13 protein-coding genes and 1 tRNA gene are annotated in these 17,540 nt (G+C 65.8%); 4 read left to right on the top strand and 10 right to left on the bottom strand.

Features of this window, described 5'->3' with window-relative positions; all coding sequences use genetic code 11:
• Positions 1-162 precede the first annotated feature (162 nt).
• On the bottom strand, positions 163-624 hold the full coding sequence (locus ABUA37_RS12715) for a RidA family protein (protein WP_349899578.1): 462 nt from the start codon (positions 622-624) through the stop codon (positions 163-165).
• Positions 624-785, bottom strand: a complete 162-nt coding sequence (locus ABUA37_RS12720) for a hypothetical protein (RefSeq protein WP_349899884.1) — start codon at positions 783-785, stop codon at positions 624-626. Before ABUA37_RS12720 ends, ABUA37_RS12715 begins: the two co-directional genes overlap by 1 nt.
• Positions 786-836: 51 nt before the next feature.
• On the opposite strand from ABUA37_RS12720, the gene ABUA37_RS12725 reads away from it, so the two are divergent.
• The 3 genes from ABUA37_RS12725 to ABUA37_RS12735 all read left to right on the top strand — a co-directional run bounded on the left by ABUA37_RS12725 (position 837) and on the right by ABUA37_RS12735 (position 4,602).
• Positions 837-3,506: a transglycosylase domain-containing protein gene (locus tag ABUA37_RS12725; RefSeq protein WP_349899579.1), complete on the top strand. Its 2,670-nt coding sequence runs from the start codon at positions 837-839 to the stop codon at positions 3,504-3,506.
• On the top strand, positions 3,503-4,471 hold the full coding sequence (locus ABUA37_RS12730; protein WP_349899580.1) for a metallophosphoesterase: 969 nt from the start codon (positions 3,503-3,505) through the stop codon (positions 4,469-4,471). Before ABUA37_RS12725 ends, ABUA37_RS12730 begins: the two co-directional genes overlap by 4 nt.
• 57 nt (positions 4,472-4,528) lie before the next feature.
• Positions 4,529-4,602: transfer RNA gene (locus ABUA37_RS12735), tRNA-Pro, on the top strand.
• A 257-nt stretch (positions 4,603-4,859) separates the two neighbouring features.
• On the opposite strand, the gene ABUA37_RS12740 is transcribed toward ABUA37_RS12735, so the two are convergent.
• The 8 genes from ABUA37_RS12740 to ABUA37_RS12775 all read right to left on the bottom strand — a co-directional run bounded on the left by ABUA37_RS12740 (position 4,860) and on the right by ABUA37_RS12775 (position 16,389).
• Positions 4,860-5,564, bottom strand: a complete 705-nt coding sequence (locus ABUA37_RS12740; RefSeq protein WP_349899581.1) for a thymidine kinase — start codon at positions 5,562-5,564, stop codon at positions 4,860-4,862.
• On the bottom strand, positions 5,564-6,241 hold the full coding sequence (locus ABUA37_RS12745; RefSeq protein WP_349899582.1) for a response regulator transcription factor: 678 nt from the start codon (positions 6,239-6,241) through the stop codon (positions 5,564-5,566). The genes ABUA37_RS12740 and ABUA37_RS12745 overlap by 1 nt, the downstream gene beginning before the upstream one ends.
• Positions 6,225-7,385, bottom strand: a complete 1,161-nt coding sequence (locus tag ABUA37_RS12750; RefSeq protein ID WP_349899583.1) for a hypothetical protein — start codon at positions 7,383-7,385, stop codon at positions 6,225-6,227. Before ABUA37_RS12750 ends, ABUA37_RS12745 begins: the two co-directional genes overlap by 17 nt.
• On the bottom strand, positions 7,382-8,596 hold the full coding sequence (locus tag ABUA37_RS12755) for a sensor histidine kinase (protein WP_349899584.1): 1,215 nt from the start codon (positions 8,594-8,596) through the stop codon (positions 7,382-7,384). The genes ABUA37_RS12750 and ABUA37_RS12755 overlap by 4 nt, the downstream gene beginning before the upstream one ends.
• Before the next feature lie 279 nt (positions 8,597-8,875).
• Positions 8,876-11,023 (bottom strand): intein-containing Rv2578c family radical SAM protein, encoded by a 2,148-nt coding sequence (locus ABUA37_RS12760; protein ID WP_349899585.1) that lies wholly within the window; start codon positions 11,021-11,023, stop codon positions 8,876-8,878.
• Positions 11,024-11,195: 172 nt separating this feature from the next.
• On the bottom strand, positions 11,196-12,941 hold the full coding sequence (locus tag ABUA37_RS12765) for an ABC-F family ATP-binding cassette domain-containing protein (RefSeq protein ID WP_349899586.1): 1,746 nt from the start codon (positions 12,939-12,941) through the stop codon (positions 11,196-11,198).
• Between the two features lie 324 nt (positions 12,942-13,265).
• Entirely contained in the window at positions 13,266-14,660 is a 1,395-nt protein-coding gene (locus tag ABUA37_RS12770) for an HNH endonuclease signature motif containing protein (protein WP_349899587.1), read from the bottom strand.
• Positions 14,661-14,910: 250 nt separating this feature from the next.
• Positions 14,911-16,389, bottom strand: a complete 1,479-nt coding sequence (locus tag ABUA37_RS12775) for a malate:quinone oxidoreductase (RefSeq protein WP_349899588.1) — start codon at positions 16,387-16,389, stop codon at positions 14,911-14,913.
• A 219-nt stretch (positions 16,390-16,608) separates the two neighbouring features.
• Between ABUA37_RS12775 and ABUA37_RS12780 the strand changes: the two genes are divergently transcribed.
• Positions 16,609-17,505, top strand: coding sequence for an endonuclease domain-containing protein (locus ABUA37_RS12780; protein ID WP_349899589.1), 897 nt, complete (start codon positions 16,609-16,611; stop codon positions 17,503-17,505).
• Positions 17,506-17,540: the final 35 nt, after the last annotated feature.

The raw sequence follows: 17,540 nt of genomic DNA on the forward strand, positions 1-17,540 counted from the left end.
GCGGCGCCTGTTGGGGGGAACCGGCGCCGCCACAGCAGCGCTGGATTGGGGGGAATCACTGCGCGCTGCTAGTCGAATTCGCATTCAACGCGATTCAGTGTACCTCACGGGAGGTCGAGCACAACGGTTGAATTATGCGAGTTTGCCGAGCAAGCGCTTACTTCACGCAAACTCGAGAATGAGTTCGACTTCCACCGGCGAATCGAGGGGGAGAACGGCCACTCCGACGGCACTTCTGGCGTGCGCACCCGCGTCGCCGAACACCTCGCCGAGAAACTCGGATGCGCCGTTGATGACGCCCGACTGCCCGCTGAAAGCGGGGTCCGAGGCGACGAAACCGACCACCTTGACCACGCGCGTCACTCGATCCAGCGAGCCGATAACGGATGCCGCGGCCGCGAGCCCGTTGAGCGCGCACGTGCGTGCGTAACTTTTCGCAATCTCGGCCTCGACATCCGCGCCGACCTTGCCCGTCGCGGGCAGTTCACCGTTCGTGAACGGCAGCTGCCCGGAGGTGAAGACGAGGTTGCCGCTGATCACCGCGGGAACATACGCCGCCACCGGCTTGGCAACCTCGGGTAGGGCGAGACCAAGCTCGGCGAGACGGTCATCAATCTTCGACATCAGGCATCCTCTTTCTTTTCGCGCTTGAAGTAGGCGACGAGTCCGCCCTCGGGGCCGGTCACGACCTGCACCAGTTCCCACCCCTCGGACCCCCAGTTATTCAGGATCGCAGTCGTGTTGTGCACGATCAGCGGCGTGGTCAGGTACTCCCAGGTGGGCATTACGGCATCCGTTCAGGTTGGCAGGCCTCTTCACCCATTACCCTAGACGCTATGTCTGCCCAAAAATTGAAGCCCTCCGGCGTGCTCGGAGGCCTGGCCGGTTTCCTCGGCTTCAGCGTGCTCGCCGGGGTGCTCGTGACCGCGATGGTCACCCCCGCCCTTGCGGTCACTAGTGTCGCAGCGAATAACACCATTGGCGTCTTCGAAAATCTTCCCGACTTCATCCGGATCGGCGAGCAGTCCCAGCAGAACACCATCTATGCGAACCGCGCCGGCGCGCCCGTGCGGATCGCCACGGTCTTCAAGCAGAACCGCCAAGAGGTCGCCTGGAAGGATGTCTCGCAGTTCCTGAAGGATGCAGCGGTCGCCGGTGAGGACCGCCGCTTCTATCAGCACGGCGGCGTCGACCTCTCGTCTGTGGCCCGAGCGCTGATCAAGAACTCACAGGCCGGCGAGATCCAGAGCGGAAGCTCGACTCTCGACATGCAGCTGGTGCGCAACATCCTGATGCAGGAGGCGCTCGCAAAGCCGACCCTCAAGGAGCAGAAGGCCGCCTATAAAGAGGCAACGCAGCAGACTACCGACCGCAAGCTGAAGGAGATGAAGCTCGCGATCGGCCTCGACAAGAAGTACACGAAGAAGGAGATCCTGCTCGGGTACCTCAACATCATCGGATTCAGCGGCAACACCTACGGTGTGGAATCCGGGGCACGACAGTACTTCAACGTGTCTGCGAAAGACGTCACGCTGGCGCAGGCTGCGAGCCTCATGGCGATCGTGCAGCGTCCGAGCGCGCAGAACCTCAGCAACCCAAAGTTCTACCCGGCCAACAAGATCCGACGCGACCAGATCCTCAATTCGATGCTGCGGGAGAAGTACATCACCCAGAAGCAGCACGACGAAGCAATCGCGACCAAGATCGAGGATGAGGTGCACCCGGGCGCACCGACGAACGGGTGCCGCAACGCTACCGACGCCAAGTGGGCGTGCGATTACGTGTCGAAGCTCATCACGGCCTCGACGACCAACCCGATTTTCACGGAGCACAACCCGATCCCCACGTCGCTGGGAGCAACGCCAGAGATTCGCAGGGCGAACTGGGAGAAGGGCGGCTACAAGATCTATACGAGCATCGACCTCGACTTGCAGAATGCAGCCGATGCCGCCATGGCGGTGGAGGCACCCTCAAGCGAGACCAGATTCGCTCTGGGCGCTGCTGCAGACACCGTCGAGGTCGGTACGGGTCGAGTGCTGGTGATGTCGCAGAACAAGATATTTGACGACGCGCCGGACGCCAATCCGCAGACGAGCGGAGCCGTAAACTTCAGCACCGACTACCCCTACGGCGGTTCGGGTGGATTCCCTACGGGCTCGACGTACAAGATGTTCGACCTCGCCAACTGGCTGCAGAACGGCCACGGACTGAATGACCTGGTCGACGGCCGATCGCCGCAGAGGTACAAGATGTCGAGCTTCACCGCACCGTGCGATCCCGGCGCACTCGGTGGACCGGACTTCCCGCTGAAGAATGACAGTGGTGGCGGCGGTATCATGACGGTCCGCAACTCGTTCCGGGACTCGGTGAACAACTCGTTCATGCACATGGCCCAGCAGTCCGACCTGTGCGCAATTCGCGACACCGCCGCGAGCATGGGCGCCCATCGCGCCGATGGCAAGCAGCTCGAGGTGGTGCCCAACACGATCCTCGGCTCGAACGAGCAGGCGGTACTGACGATGGCGGCCGCTGCGGCAACGATTGGCGCGAACGGGCTCCACTGCGAACCCGTCATCATTGACAAGGTGGTGGACCCCTCCGGCAAGGAACTGCCCGGCCAACCGAAGAACTGCTCGCAGTCGCTCACCGCAGAAGTCGCCGCGGGAGTTGCCAACGCGATGCAGTTGAGCATGGCGAGCGGCACCAGCTACCCCGGCAATCCCAAGGACGGAGTGCCCATCGGCGGCAAGACCGGCACCGGAGACGTGGCCGACCACGTCTGGATCATGGGCACAACGACCAAGGTGTCGACGACGGTGTGGACCGGCAATATCGTCGGGCATCAGAGCCTGAGACGTCTTGCCAACCCCGTGACGAGGCAGACATACGCATCGCATGCGCGCTTCAATGTGTTCAAGGCGATCATGAAGCCTGCCGACGCTAACCCTGCCCTACGCGGCGGTCCCTTCCCCGCTGCATCCGCTGCGATGTTGGGCGGTACTTCTGCGACCGTACCCTCGCTGATCGGTCAATCTCCCGAGCAGGCGAAGGCACTCCTCGAGAGCCTGAACTACGAGTATGCCGACGGCGGGCCGGTCCCATCCGCTCTGCCTGCCGGCAGGGTGGCGAGCACCGATCCCGCACCCGGGTCGAAGACACCCGTCGGCGCTACGGTCACCGTTTACACGAGTGACGGCAGCCTCGCGACGACGATGCCGGATGTCATAGGCAAGAACCGCCACGACGCGACCCAGCTGATCGTGAGCAAGGGCTTCGACCCGAACAACATTCAGGTCGTGTGGGTCGCGAGCGGGAGCACCGGTGGCGGCGGGGGCGGAGGCGGTCTTCTCGGTGACTACTGCACGGTGCTCGCCTCGAACCCCGCAGCGAACGCGGCCGCATCGAAATCCGATGCGATCACGCTGAACATCAGCACCGGGAAGCCCGCGGGCGATCCCGGCGCCACGAAGCCACCGTCGGGGCCGGGCCCCAGCTGTAACCCGTGAGCGCTCCTTCCTCCGCGCGCGCCGCTACCACAGCACTCGCTGCGGTAGCGGCCGTGGGCCTCGGCGCGCTCGCCTGGGGAACCCTCGTGGAGCGCAATCGGTTCACGCTGCGGCGTGAGACGGTGCCGGTCCTGGAGCCGGGCGCACGCCCGCTCACCGTACTGCACTTCTCCGACCTGCACATGGCGCCGTGGCAGCGGGCGAAGCAGGAGTGGATCCGTAGTCTCGCGGTCTTCGAGCCGGACCTGATCGTCGACACGGGTGACAATCTGGGGCACGAACGCGGGATCGAGGGAGTCGAGTATGCCCTCGAGCCATTCCGCGGCATCCCGGGTGTCTTCGTCAACGGGTCCAACGACTATCACGGGCCGGTGCTGAAGAACCCCTTCACCTACTTCACCGGTCCGTCGGAGAAGCATCACGAGCCGGAGAATCTCGACACCCGTCGCCTGGAGGCGTTCTTCGAGTCGCTGGGCTGGCTGAACCTCAATAACACAGCGCGGGCCATGTCGATCAAGGGTTCGCGCCTGGAGTTCGTGGGCGTCAACGACGCGCACATCGGCTGGGCGAAGCTCGAGGCGCTGCCGGGGGCGATGGATGAGATGCGGGAGAACGTGGGCTGGCAAGACGAGCCAGACGGCCCGAATCCGGTCACGATCGGACTGACGCACGCGCCCTACCAGGTGGTGCTGAACTCGCTGATCAACCACGGGGCAGAGGCGATCTTCGCTGGACACACCCACGGCGGCCAGGTGTGCGTGCCGGGCTACGGTGCTCTCGTCACGAACTGCGACATCCCGCGGGAGCAGGTGCGCGGCCTCAGCGTGTGGCGTCACGGCCGGCGTTCCGCCTACCTCAACGTCTCTGCGGGAGTCGGAACGTCGATCTACGCGCCGGTTCGCTTCGCCTGCCCGCCCGAAGCGAGCCTGCTGACATTCATCGGTCGAGAAATCAGCTATTCTTGATGAGGTTTCGGATGCGTCGCAGGATTCATTCGAAGCAGGTCCTGGAAACAGGGCGATCGGGGTGTGGCGCAGTTTGGTAGCGCGCTTCGTTCGGGACGAAGAGGTCGTGGGTTCAAATCCCGCTACCCCGACACTGTGTTATTGCAAGACAAAGAAGCCCTCACCGTCACGGTGAGGGCTTCTTTCATTGCTGCGGTCCGCTTGGCGAAGCGCCGCGGTGGTCCGCCAACAGGATCAGGTGCAACACGCCGCAGCGAAGGGCCGTTTCGGGCGGCGGGTTGCACGTCGTCCTGTTGTAGAGCCGAACGGCTGCCCGCCGGCATCCGGGTGCGGTCGCCGAACTTGTCGACGCGCGGCAGTTCCCTTCGACGGGCTCAGGGAAGGACGGTCAGGAGAAGTCGGCGTCGGGGCCCGAGCTGTACGCGCTTTCCGGGGCGTCCACGAGCATCCGGCGGCGACCGCTGCCCAGCACGCCACCGCTCTCCTCCAGGTAGCAGGAACCGCAGAGCGACTCGTAGGTGACATCCGTGGCGCCGCCTGCACTGAGGTCACTCGAAGTGTCTATCGCGACCTGGTCGCCATCGAAAATGAAGCGGTCGCCCACCTTGCGCGCGTTGAAGACCGCCTTGCGGCCGCAGCGGCAGATGGTCTTGAGCTCCTCGATGGAGTGGGCGATCTCGAGCAACCGCCGGCTTCCGGGGAACGCCACGGTCTGGAAGTCGGTGCGGATGCCGTAAGCGAGAACCGGCACGTTCTCCTGAATCGCGATGCGCAGCAGGTCGTCGACCTGGGTCTCCGAGAGGAACTGTGCCTCGTCGATGAGGAGGCAGCTGACCTCGAGACCGGTCTCGCGGCGCACCCGCTCGCGTTGCTTCGCGAACTCCAGCTGCACATCCGCCTCTGGTTCGAGCACGAAGTCGACCTCGCGGCTCACGCCGAGTCGCGACACGATCGCCGAATCGCCCTTGGTGTCGACCTGCGGCTTGGCGAGAAGCACCTGCTGGCCACGCTCCTCATAGTTGAATGCCGCCTGGAGCATGTTGGTGCTCTTACCGCTGTTCATCGCCCCATAGCGAAAGTAAAGCTTGGCCACTACTGCAGGTATCCGTCCTCGGCTGCCCTGCGGATGAGATCCGCTTTCTTGCTTGCCGGTCTGTTGGCTTTGGCATATTTCTCGCGCACGCGCCGAAGGTAGGTCTTCGCCGTCTCGTACTGCACGTTCATCTGCTTGGCGACCTCGATGGTGCTCGAACCCGCCACGTATAGCCTAAGTGCGTCGGCCTCCCCCGGGCTGAGTTTCGGCCGCGACTCGGTCGTGGCGCCCACCGGCAGCGGGCGCCAATCCTTCTGCAGCTCGGCGCCGGACTCGACACCCATGACCTTGCGTGCGGCATCCATCACCTCGCGCATCGGCATCGACTTCGACAGAAATACGGATGCGCCGGCCGCGAGCGCCCGGTCGCGTGCCTCGCGCGTGTCCAGGCTGCTGAGCACGATGACCTTCGCACCTGCTGCACGGCAGGTGCGCACGCGCGCCTCGATCGACACCGGCTCCTTCAGCTGGAAATCGATGAAGACCAGCTCGGTCGGAAAGTTGTTGCTGTGCACGAGCTGCAGCCAGGTGTTCGCACTCAACACCAGCTCGAAGTCCGGTGCATTGGCGTTGATCCAGCTGCTCAGGGTGTCGAGCAGCACCTCGTGGTCATCGAGTAGGGCAAGGCGGATGCGGCGGCCGACTTCTGCATCCGTGGTGTTAACGCTGCTGCTCATACGACATCCTTATCTCCAGCTTGGACTGGTTCAGTTCAACGTGCAGTTCACAAAAGACGACTCGCATCACGGCGAGGTAGGGGGCGAGGGCGCTTCGCATCGCGAAGTCGGAGCCGTCGACGTGGGCGGTGAGCGTGCCCAGACATCCGCCCCGGGCGCGCTCGAACTCGAAGCGCAGACTCTGGCGATCGAAGGTGGGTTCGTCGAACAGCGCGACGAGAAACGCTCGGAGCGCGGTGCGCTGGTCGGTCGTGATCATCGGGGCGAGCCGCTGCGGGTCGTTCACGAATCCGGAGACGCCCTCACCACGCCCGTGCAGCGCCTGCTCCACCACCTGTTCGAGCCAGCTGCGATCCGACTCGGCCACCATCAGCCTGCGGATGGAATCGGCAATCGAGGCCGCGCGATCGCGGTCCGTGACGGTGATGTCACCGCGGGCGAGAACATCCGCGAAGAAGGGCAGCACCTCTTTATTGAGGATGGTGACCCTGTCTTGCTGCACGGATCGAGCTATTCCCGCCTGCATCTGCTTCGCGAGCTTCTTGGTGGCGCTCTCCGCTCGTCGGTGCCAGTGTTCGAGCGAGGAGATGAAGCTCGAGGAGAACATCGCGGCAGCGAAGCAGAGCGCGAGCATCGGCGTGACGGCGGCGACCACGAACGCGACCGAGGGAGCGCGTGCGGCCAGCATGGGCGCTTCGAGCATGGCGAGGAAGCCGAGGTAGATCGCCATGAGCACGCCGGCGCCCGCGAGTTCCCTGCTCGGTCGGTAGGAGGAGAGCGCGAGCAGAAGGATGCCGATCGATACCGGCGCCCAGTCGTCGTGGATGAAACGGTTGACTCCCCAGTACGCCGCAACAGAGAGCGTGGCGGCCCCGAGCGCAAAGAACTGAACGAGCAAGTGCGTCGTCGCCGACAGCGGTGCCCTGAGCGCACTCGACTGAACGATCACGATGCTGCAGGCTGCGCCGAGCAGGGTGAGCGACAGCGCGGCCAGCAGCGGATGCCCGGCGGGCTCCTCGACGACGAGGGTCATCAGCAGCGCGTAGAGGAAGGCTGCCACCGCCGCGGCGATGGTGACCGGGCGCATCCCGCTCACACCGGCGGGGTCGAGTTGCTGCCTGGTGCGCTCGCGCTTGACGATCATGCGAGCTCCTCCGACTGCTCTGAGGCGCTATCCACCGGCACCCTGATCATGATCGAGGTGCCCCTTCCGGGCGTCGACCAGACCTGTACGGTTCCCTCGATGGCCTCGATCCTGCGACGAACGGAGTTGCGAAGGCCCAGCCGGTCGGCGCCCGTCTCGGCCTCCATGAAGCCCTTGCCGGTGTCGACGACCATGACCGAGACATCCGACTCTGAGCCGTACACGGCCACCTCGGCCTGCGTGGTTCCCGAGTGCTTGAGCACGTTGACGAGGCACTGCTTGACCGCAAGCCCGAGGGCGACCGAGCTCTCGTGGTCGAGCCTGGCCACGGCCGCGAGGTCACCGGTCGACTCCACCTCGAGGCCCATCAGCCGGCTCTCCTGGATGGCGGCGTAGAGCCCACTGGCGCGCCAATCGGTGCGAGCCTTGGCATCCACCGCGGCAGAGTCCTCGCTCAGCCATTCCTCCCCGATGAGGATCTCGAGGTCGCGTTCCATCTGCGACTGCAGCGATGGGTGCAGCGGGCCGGGGTTGGAGTTGGCGATGGCTGCCAGGTGGCTCAGCAGGGTGTCGTGCATGAGTGCCGCGGCCTTCGCCTCGATGCGGTACCGGAGCGCGTCGATCTGCTCGTCGCGCGCCGCGCGGTGCAGCCGCGGCTGCGTGCGCCAGGAGCTGCGCCGCCCGACATCAACCAGCACGAGGATGGCAAAAAGGGCGATGAGGGTGAGAAAGGTCATGAGGTCGAACGTCAGCGGCCGACCGGCCTGGAGGAGAGCGACCGCCGCCGCCAACTCCGCGACGAGGTAGCCTGCCGTGGCCCAGAGCACCCCCGCGAGAAGCCCGGCCCCGGATCCCCCGACCATGATCAGCGCGATCTTTGGGAGGGTCGTCGAGAACGCGTCGACGGAGAGAATCGGCACGGTCTGCAGGGCGAAGGTGACGGCGTACCAGTACACGCCGGCTCCGCCGACGATGAGATAACTCGCGGAGGAGAAGCTCGTGCGCGAGCGGTCGTTGAGCCAGAGGAGGATGACGACGGGCACGAGCGCGAGCGCGGCGGGCCAGAGCACCGCGTCGACGTCGCACCACTGGAAGACAAGCACGACGAGCAGCGAACCGGCGAGACAGGTCAGCGCCGCTGCGTGCTGGCCGCGGGCGAAGGCGCGGCTCAGCGCCTGTGGCGCCAGATGGGCGGGAATGCCGAGTGACATGGACTCCCCCTCCCGCGCTCGTGGGGAAAGTATGACATCCTTTCACTCCGTGACGTACCCCGATTTACGCACAGATCGCGCGTCTTCCCCGCTTCTTCGCGGTTTTTGTGCCCCATTACCCCCGAACTGAGGGTATATGCGCGCGCATGCGGATGCGATCAGCGCGTGAGTGGGCGACATCCAGGGCGAAATCGAGTGAACTGCCGCGTCGCTATCGGGGAGACTGTCGCGACATTTCGCGGTCGGTGACAGGGCATCCGTCGCGTCGCTATTTCCGCGTTAGAAGAGGGTGGGCGTGCTCGACAGACCGGGGCCGGCGGGCAGCTCCTCGGCGATGAGGGACCGCGGAGCGGAGCCACCGTCGACGCGCGCACTCCCCCTGCCGAGTGCGGACGAGCGAACGGCGCCGGTTGCGGGATCGGCGCGACCGCGCTCGAGGCCATGGCTGCGGATGAGCGGTTTGATCTTCGCGGCGAGCCACTTGCGGTACTCCTTGGGCGCGTAGGCGCCACCCGCGTAGAGCTCCCGGTAGCGGGGCACAAGCTCGGGATGCGCGTCGGCCAGCCAGAGCATGAACCACTCCTTGACGCCGGGGCGGAGATGGAGCGCGGTGTACAGAACCGAGTCGGCGCCGGCATCCCGAATCTGCCGGAGGGCGGTGTCGAGGTGCGCGCGCGTGTCGGTGAGGTACGGGAGGATCGGCATCATGAACACGGAGCAGCCGAGGCCGTGCTCCTTCGCGGCGGTGACCGTGGCGAGTCTCGCCGCGGTGCTCGGGGTGCCGGGCTCGACGGACTGCTGCAGTTCGTCGTCGTAGATGGCGATCGACATGGCGAGGTCAACGGGCACGAGTTCGCTCGCCTCGGCGAGCAGCGGAAGGTCGCGCCTCAGCAGCGTGCCCTTGGTGAGGATGCTGAACGGCGTGCCGCTATCGGCGAGCGCCGCGATGATGCCGGGCATCAGTCGGTAGCGGCCCTCCGCCCGCTGGTACGGGTCGGTGTTCGTGCCGAGCGCCACCGGATGCTTCGCCCAGCTCGGCTTCGCCAGCTCCTTCGCGAGCACCTCGGCCACGTTCACCTTCACGATGATCTCGCTGTCGAAGTCCTTGCCCGCGTCGAGCTCGAGGTAGCGGTGGGTGGGGCGGGCGAAGCAATTGTGACTGATCACCCCGTTGGCTATGAAGTCGCCCGTGCCGGTCGTGATGTCGATCATGTCCATGACTTCGCCGAGATCCTCGATGGAGACGACTTCGAGCCGCGCATTCGACTTCACGGCGAGGCCGTCCATATTCAGCTTGCGCGAGATGGCGGGCCCGGTCAGTCTGAAGAACCTCTGGCGCATGGCGAGCCCACCGGTGATTCGGATGTTCGCCACCCCGATCGAGTTGGCGGGTTCCCGCGTGTAGTCGATGGCTAGCTCATCGAGCGACTCGGCAATCTGCGCAAGCATCTCTTCCTTCTTGTTGCTGATGCGAAGGACGCCGCCGGAACAACTGCCTTCGGCATCGAATACCCCCGCCAGAAAGCCCGCGTGCCATTCGTTCGATGCCTGCGAGGTCCAGGCGATGATTCCCTCTATGCGCTCGACCGCCGCCCTGCTGGCGACACGGATCCCCTTCATGGCACGGCGCACATCCGTCTTCACTGAGAAGTCGAACGTGGTCGTCGCGACTCCTTCCTGGTCGAGGTACAAGCGACTGCGGTTGAGGACCTCCTCGTCGGCGAGCGCCAGTCGAAACTGGTGGACCACGCCCGGTCGACCAGATGAACGGATGTAGGGGTGATGACCGATGTGTGCATCCCCGCGAATCATCCCGCACAGATATCCGCGGCGATAGTCCGCCGCAAAATACTGCGGTTGTTCGCTCTCTCTGAGACCAGTGGCGCCAAAACCCATGAGCTTGTTCCGCCGTGTGAGATAGGGGCGCGTTGCAGGACCGCTCATCGCACCGGTGACGTGCTTCCACCCGCGATTGGAGAGGAAGCGGTGGTCTCCACTGGCGACGATCTCTGTGCCATCCGCGAGGGACACACGATATCCAGGCTTGCGCGTGCTCCACGTCGCGTGGACGGTTGTGCGCACGTAGCGCCGGTACGCACCGCGCACCTCGGTGCCATAGATCTCATCGCCAACTCGCACATCCCAGAGCGGTTTCTGGCGCCCGTCCGCCATCAGAATGAGCGTTTCCGGGCCCAGGCAATAGGCGCAGGCATGACTGCAGCCACGATAGGGGTTGATGGTCCAGCCGAAGGGCATCGCGTTGCTCGAGCCGGGCACGTGGTTGAGGGCGCTCTTCGCGAGCACTTCGTGAAACGTGATTCCGGCGAACTCGGGAGTCTTCACGGAGCGGACGAAGTTCGAGAGTTTCGCGAGCCCCGGCAGAGCGGAGGGCTGCTCCGCTGCCAGTTCCTGCCCGCTCCACCTCATCCCGATAGTCGAACATACGTTCGAATCTCTGTCAAGGCGCGCTACATCGTTGGCTTCCGCTGCATAACTCAGGCACAACGCGGATGCCGACGGCGCGACGCCGGCGATCACGTGCGTCCGCGTCGGATCGGCATCGAATTGCCTGAGTTACGAAGTGGTCGGATGGGGCGGGTCACGTGACGAGGGCGCCCGCGCGCAGTTCGACCCGCTCGCCCTGCCACCGGCGGCGCAACCAGCGGTCGTGGCTCGCGACGACCACCGCCCCCGGGTAGCCGCCCAGCGCATCCTCGAGTTCGGTGGCGAGCGACAGCGAGAGGTGGTTGGTCGGCTCGTCGAGGAGGAACACGTGCGGCGGCTTCGCGATGATCAGCGCGAGCGCCAGGCGCCGCTGCTGACCGAGCGAGAGCGCTGCAACCGGGCGGTCGAGGTCCCTCGGCGCGATGAGTCCGAGGCCCGAGAGCGGCAGAGCATCCGCACGCCGCTCGCCCAGCGTCGACTCGTAGATCGACCTCGGCGACGCCGCGGGGTCGGCGAAGCGCACATCCTGTTCCAGAAGGCCGACCCGCAGCCCCCTGCGACGGTTCAGGATGCCCGAGTCGAGCGAGAGTCGCCCGGCCAGCACTCCGAGCAGGGTCGACTTTCCTGCGCCATTGGCTCCGGTCACCAGGATGGAGCTCTGCGACGCGACGCTGAAGGCCGGCACGGTCAGTCGGGAGCCGACCACGGCATCCGTCAGCTGCAGCAGAAGCTCGTCACCGAGCACCTGCGAACCGTGCGGGATGCCCGCGAAGCTGAGCACGGCGCTCGGCTTGCGCACCTGGGTCGCCTCGAGCTCCTCCAGCCGGGTGCGCGAGTTGCGCACCCGGCGGGCGATCTGCCCCTGCACCTTGTCGCCGCGCACGCCGAACGCCATCTTGTTTCTGTCGCGCATCGGCCGGTCGTGATTGATGTCGCGCGAGGTCACGTCGACCGAATACCTGAGCCGCTTGAGTTCCTGTTGTTCGTCCGCGAACTGCGCCTCCCACAGCGCGCGTTCCGCCGACTTCTGCGCGAGATACGCGATGTAGACGCCGCCGGGTTCAGCGGGCGGGTCGCCCGCAGAAGCCGCTTCCCCCGAGCCTGAGGCGCCGAATCGCGTGGTGCCGCGCCGCGACGGGTCGAGGTCGACGAGCTCCGTCGCGACCTCGTCGAGGAACGCGCGGTCGTGGCTCGCGAACACCACCGGCCCGTGCCAGCCCAACAGCTGCTCGCGAAGGAAGCCTGCGGCCTCGTCATCCAGGTGGTTGGTGGGCTCGTCGAGCAGCAGGGCGGTCGGGCGGCGCAACAGCAACGCGGCCAGCGCCAAGCGCGAACGCTGGCCGCCGGAGACCTGGTCGAGCCTGCGGTCGAACGGGATGCCCTCCACCCCGAGCCCGGCGAGAATCTCGTCGCGTCTCGCCTCTACCGACCACACCTCGGCGAGCTCCGCGGCATCGAGTGCCCGGGCGTAGCGATCGGATGCGGCCGCGGGGTCGACGGCGCCGTGCGTCGAGGCCGCCTGCCCGCGGTCGTCACCCTGTGTCGCGAGCGCGGCAGCGGCATCCTCGAGTTCGCGCTCGATCGCCCTGACCTCGGCGAGCGCGTCTTCGATCAGGTGCGCAACAGTCGCGCTCGCAGCGAACTGCACCTCCTGCCAGAGGAAGCCGGTGCGCTGCGGCGTGCGTACGCTGCCTGCGCCCGGGCGCTCACCTCCGGCCAGGATGCGCAGCAGCGTGGACTTGCCCACGCCGTTCTCCCCGATGAGACCGAGGCGATGGGAGGCGTCGACGACGAGCGAGACGTCGGTGAGCACGCGGCGCTCACCGTAGCTGTGGGAGACTCCGTCGACGCGGAGGTGATTGATGTCGGCGTGCTGATGCGTAGTGGGGTGCTGAGCCATTGCGGCCGCCCTTCTCGAGAACGAGCGTTCCCGCCGGGCGTGTGCACATGAAGCAGCCAAGCGCCGAATGACGCGAGAAAGAGCCGGCTACGGTCCATGGGCGCCTCGGGCGCGGGATGGAAGGGTCGTTACAGCTTCATAGCGTGAACGAGAGTAGCACAGGGGCTCTGGGCGCGTGTCGGGTTGGTTAGCTGTCGAGACCGGAACGGGCGGCACTCATCGCTCGGAAACTGTTGCCCCGCGGGGGTCTCGATAACGCTCGTGCCTCGCTACTCGACCAACGCGTGTTTCGTGGGTCGAGCCTGTCGAGACCGAGGCGGCGTGTCAGGTACTGCGCTCGATCCGTTCTACCCAGTGCGTTGGAGTTGTTCGTGTTGCAGGTCGTGAAGAGCTGCGCTCTTCTAGGAGGTGGTGGTACCGGCAGAGCAGGATTCCGTCGGCGATGTTCGTCTCGCCGTGGTCTCTGGCCCAGTGGTTGATGTGGTGGGCTTCGCTCCAGGATGCGGGGCGGTCGCAGTCGGGCCAGCGGCATCCGCCGTCTCGGGCGGCTAAGCCGATGCGTTGCCGGGCGGTGTAGAGGCGTTGCTCCCGGCCAAGGTCGACGCATTGTCCGTCGCTGTCGAAGACCACCGGCACGACACCGCTGGTGCACACGGCCCGGTCGATGGTTTCGATCGAGACCGGGGCGTGCTGGCCTTCAATTCGACCGTGACCGGTGCCGGACTCGAGGGTGCTTCGGGTGACGAGCATCCGCACGGCGGGGCGGCGGGAGCCGAGGACGTTGCGTGCGGCGGTCTTCTCGTCAGTGCTGGCGCCAATCCGGAGGACGGCCATGATGCCGTCGAAGGCGAGTTGCTCGAGCGTGCGCGGGTCCGCTTCGATCGCGTGATTGCGGGTCGTATCGCTGAGGTCGACCATGCGCGGCCCACCACGACGCGGGGAGGTGAGAGCGTCGTAGATGCCATCCAGGTAGGCCGCGTTCTCCGGGTCAGCGAGTAGTCTGTATGCGGTCATCCCGTCGGGCCTGCGGAACCGTCGGAACGAACGTGCCTGCCGACGGGCTCGTTCCCGGTCGGCGATACCGACCTCGTCCAGGTCATCACGCAGAGCCCGAGCACGGATCAACAGCTGGTCAGCATTCAGGGTGCCTGCGGTGCCGCCCGCACTGGCGGTATCGTCGACGTGCCGGGTGGCAGTGTCAACCAAACTTGTGGCGGCCTCAGCCAGAGCATCCGCACTGATGTGTTCGCCGGGTTCCCCGAGGCCGGCACGGATCGCTTCGGCCGCGTCGATCGAGATGTTCCCTGCCGCAATAGCCTGGCCTACCGTCACCAGCCACGGGCGAGTCAACTCCGGCGGAACCTCCCCGGTCTTCTCGCAGGTAGTGACCAGCTCGGCTTCGTGAATGATGAGCCCGGTGCGCACCAGCCTTCCCGCCTCACGACTGGTCGACCCAGTCAAGCTCTGCACCAGGTGCTCCGGAGTGCGAAACCCGGTGCGTTGCGCCAGACCGTCGAACCCGTGCTGCCGGGTGGAGCGGCGTGCGATCTCCCCCGCGACAGCAGCCGCGGAAGGCCCGACCCTGCGGCCGATGTCTGCGAGCGCTTCAGACATCCCGAGCAACTCCTCGTCGGACAGAGCCGCGAGCGTCACCGAATCCCGCGGCAACGCCGCGGCTGCAGCAGCCATTGCGGCGAGGGAATCGGTGAATCGGGCCATGCCCAATTCTCCCACATTCGAACGTATGTTCGACCAAAATGTGGATAACTTCTTCTCCACAGATTTGCCGCAGAGAGGAGAGGACGAACTCTGGTTGCGCCGGAGGTCTCGATACACTCGCTGCACGAGCACTCGACCCGCGTACGTGCGCGAGCACTCGACTCGGTCAACGGGGTCTCGATACGCAGGCTCGTGGCTCGCCACCCGACCCACGGGGAGGCAGGAGGTCTCGACAGGCTCGACCCGCGAGTTACCTGAGCTGCAGAGCCTTGCCGGTCGCGGTGAGCGTCTTCTTCGCGAGCTTCGGCTCCGGCGCCAACGGTTTGCCGTAGCTCGGAATCATCGCCTGCAACTGCGGCTGCCATCCGTCGATGCGGTCGGGGAAGCAGCGCTTCAGCACGTCGAGCATGATGGGCACAGCCGTGGATGCGCCGGGCGACGCTCCCAGCAGGCCCGCAATGCTGCCGTCGGCGGAGGAGACCACCTCGGTGCCGAACTGCAGCACTCCGCCCTTCTTGGCATCCTTCTTGATCACCTGCACGCGCTGGCCCGCCGTGATCTTGTACCAGTCGTCCGGGTCGGCATCCGGCATGAACGCGGCCAGTTCCTTGAACTTGGTGGCCTTGCTCGCGACGAGCTGGCCGATCAGATAGCGCACGAGCGAGAGGTTGGATGCACCGGCCGCGATCATCGGGATGAGGTTGTGGAAACGGATGGTGGCGAACAGGTCGAACCACGAACCGGTCTTCAGGAACTTGGGGCTGAAGCCGGCGTACGGTCCGAACATGAGGCTCGCGTTGCCGTCGATGACGCGCGTGTCGAGGTGCGGAACCGACATGGGCGGCGAACCGACGGCTGCCTTGCCGTAGACCTTCGCGTGGTGCCTGGCCACGACATCCGGGTTGTCTGTTCGCAAGAATTCGCCGCTGACGGGGAAACCGCCGAAGCCTCTGGCCTCGGGGATGCCCGACTTCTGCAGCAGGGAGAGTGCGCCGCCGCCCGCGCCGACGAAGACGAATCGCGCCCGCACCGTGCGCCTGGTCATGCCGACCTCGTGCTTCACGCGGAGGTTCCAGAGGCCCTCGCTGTCGCGACCGATCTTGATGACGCGCTGTTCGAAGTGCAGCTTCGCGCCTTTGCCTCGCAGGTAGCTGATGAGGCCGTGGGTGAGCGCGCCGAAATCGACGTCCGTGCCCGCGTCGATGCGGGTGGCGGCGAAGCGCTGCGATTTGTTGCGGCCATCGATGATGGCGGGAACCCAGGAGTGGATGACGGCCGGGTCTTCGCTGTATTCCATGCCCGCGAACAACGGATGCCCCTTGAGCGCTTCGAAGCGCTTGCGCAGGTATTCGACGTTGGCATCGCCGGTGACGAAGCTCATGTGCGGAACCGGGTTGATGAACGCCTGCGGGTCTGGCAACAGGTCTTTGCCGACGAAGAACGACCAGAACTGGCGCGAGACCTGGAACTGCTCGTTCACCTTGACGGCGCTCGTGATGTCGATGGTCCCGTCGGGCTTCTCCGGCGTGTAGTTGAGCTCGCAGAGGGCCGAGTGCCCGGTGCCCGCGTTGTTCCAGGGATTTGAGCTCTCGAGGGCGACATCCGACAGCCTCTCGAAGATCTCGATGGTCCAGTCGGGCTGCAACTGCTTGAGGAACGCGCCAAGTGTGGCACTCATGATGCCACCGCCGATCAGCGCAACGTCGATGGGGGTAGCGGATGAATTCACCGCACCAGTTTAGTCGCAGCGCACAGCGGGCCCGGCGCGGTTCCTCGACAGGAGAATCCGGATGCTGGGCGGCCTGAACAGGAGCAGGGTGGCCACGCGGTGCGGTGCGCTCCTGTTGAGCGCACGCGACCGCTCCCCCACAGCCGCGGGGCATCGACCAGGATGCAGAGATCCGCGCCAACTCCGGCGAGCGCAAGCACGATCCGGGACGCTGGCAGCATGATGCCCGCGCTTGCGCTCCACCTCGGTGCGGCGGGCAACCTCGCCACCTCCGCGCAGCTGATCGAACGAGGCCATTCCCGCGCGGAGATCGCGAACGCCGTGCGCACGACAGAGCTGTGGCGCCCACGACGCGGCTGGGTCGCGACTCCCGACGCGAATCCGGATGCGGTGCGCGCCATCCAGCTCGGAGGCAGACTGGCAGGGAGCAGCGCGCTTGCCACCTATGGGATCTGGATCGATGAGGATGGCGGACAAATCGTCGCGTGCCCATCCACCGCGAGCAGGCTCCCGCCCGTCGCCGCAGGCGAACACAGGCTCTGGGCGGACGATGTCTTCCCGGTAATCGCGGACAAGCGGTGGCGGGTGTCGGTACCGGATGCGCTGCTCCAGCTGAGCCGCACCGCGCCACGTGACTCGCTCATCGCATCCGTCGACAGCGCCATCCAACTGCGCCAGCTCACGCGCGGCGAATTGAGATCGCTGGTGCGCGCACTGCCGAGGCGCCTGCGCGGAATAGCGCGCGAACTCGATGGTCTCGCGATGTCCGGGACCGAAACGCGCATGCGGCTCGCGCTACGTCGCGCGGGATACGAGGTACGCAGCCAGGTGCGCCTGCCCGGGATCGGGATCGTCGACCTCCTGGTCGATGGCTGGCTGATCATCGAACTCGACAGCCGCAGGTACCACGGCGGCGCGGACAACCAGTTGCGTGACCGAACGCGGGACGGGAACGCCGTGATGGAAGGCTACGGCCACGAGCGTTTCGTGTGGCAACAGGTGCGTGAGCGCATGGATTGGTGCCTCGCCGTCGTCGAACGGCGCCTGCGCGACGGGTCGCCCTCCGCTGCTTCAACAGGAGGAAGGGCGCGTGAGGCGCCGGATTTCTCCTGTTGAAGACAGCGGCCGCGCAATCTCTCCTGTTGACGGAA

It is taken from the genome of Parafrigoribacterium soli, from assembly GCF_040227235.1.
In the GTDB taxonomy this organism is placed as follows: Bacteria; Actinomycetota; Actinomycetes; order Actinomycetales; family Microbacteriaceae; genus Parafrigoribacterium_A; species Parafrigoribacterium_A soli.